The sequence below is a fragment of the Exiguobacterium sp. UBA6309 genome (assembly GCF_002439205.1).
Taxonomy (GTDB): Bacteria; Bacillota; Bacilli; order Exiguobacteriales; family Exiguobacteriaceae; genus Exiguobacterium_A.
In genome coordinates this window covers 1-1327 of the sequence record NZ_DJTL01000035.1, presented here as the reverse complement: position 1 = coordinate 1327, position 1327 = coordinate 1, and the positions used below count along the sequence as shown (strand labels likewise).

Below are 1327 nucleotides of genomic sequence, written 5' to 3'. Positions count from 1 at the left end.
TCAACGTCTTCAGTCCGTGTGTCACGTTCAACAAGGTCAATACGTACGATTGGTTCAAACAGAACTTGACGAAGCTGTCCGACATCGAAGGATACGATCCGTCGAACTTGGATCTTGCAAAACAGACCGTTCATGCTCACGACGGACTCGTCATGGGATTGATTTATCAGGATGAAACACGTCCTGATTACCAGTCACAAATCGACGGTTATCAAGAATCAGGTCTCGCATATGCGGATCTTGAGCTAAACGAAGAAACATTCGGTAAACTAGCGGCAGAATTCATGTAAGATAGAGGAAAGATGTGTTTGGTTTTTTGGGGATGCTAAACATTTGGAAGTTCGCCACATATACATAAACGCGAACTTCCGCGAAGGAGTCGGGGAAAGATGACGAAATTAGTAACGACGGTAGAAGAGACGGCAACGACGAAAACGATGCGTGCACTCGTCAAAGAAGAGCGCGGATTCGGTGCGGCACTGAAAGAAGTACCAGTACCCGTACCGAGTCGTGGGGAAGTCTTGATTCGAGTCGAGGCAACATCGATCTGTGGAACGGACGTGCATATCTATGAGTGGGATGCGTGGGCAGCCTCGCGTGTCAATCCGCCGTATGTCTTCGGTCACGAGTTCTCGGGCGAAGTCGTCGAGCTTGGAGAAGGCACGAAACGCTTGAAGCTCGGTGATCGTGTCTCGGCGGAGACGCATATCGTCTGTCATCAATGTAAACAATGTCTTCGTGGACAATATCACATCTGTAAGAACACGAAGATCATCGGTGTCGATACACAAGGCTGTTTTGCGGAATACGTTGTCATGCCGGAAGAAAACCTTTGGGTCAACCCGGAAGATATGCCAGCAGGGATCGCTTCGATTCAAGAGCCAATGGGCAATGCCATCCATACGGTACTCGCGAGCGATGTCAGCGCGAAAACGGTCGCAATCGTCGGTTGTGGTCCGATTGGTCTGATGGCAGTTTCGGTCGCAAAAGCAGCCGGTGCGGCGGAAGTCGTCGCAATCGACGTCAATCCATATCGTCTTGAACTCGCACGGACGATGGGGGCGGATGTCGTCATCGATTCACGTCATGACGATGTCTTGGAGCGGATCGAGCGCATGACGGACGGGGATGGAATTGATGTCGTCTGTGAGATGAGTGGTCATCCGGTTGCGATTCGTCAAGCCTTCGAGATGGTGACAGCAGGTGGAGACGTCAACATCCTCAGTCTGCCGGTCAAACCGGTCGAAATCGATTTGACGAACCATGTCGTCTTCAAAGGTGTCCGGGTTCAAGGCATCACCGGTCGGAAGATGTATGAGACATGGAG

At 51.0% G+C, this 1327-nt stretch carries 1 protein-coding gene and 1 pseudogene; both read left to right on the top strand.

The window, feature by feature from the left end:
• Nucleotides 1-290: pseudogene (locus B3M90_RS12020) on the top strand (2-oxoacid:ferredoxin oxidoreductase subunit beta); the annotation flags it as partial.
• A 99-nt stretch (nucleotides 291-389) separates the two neighbouring features.
• The coding region (tdh, locus tag B3M90_RS12015; RefSeq protein ID WP_290784267.1) for an L-threonine 3-dehydrogenase at nucleotides 390-1327 on the top strand (938 nt) is incomplete at its 3' end.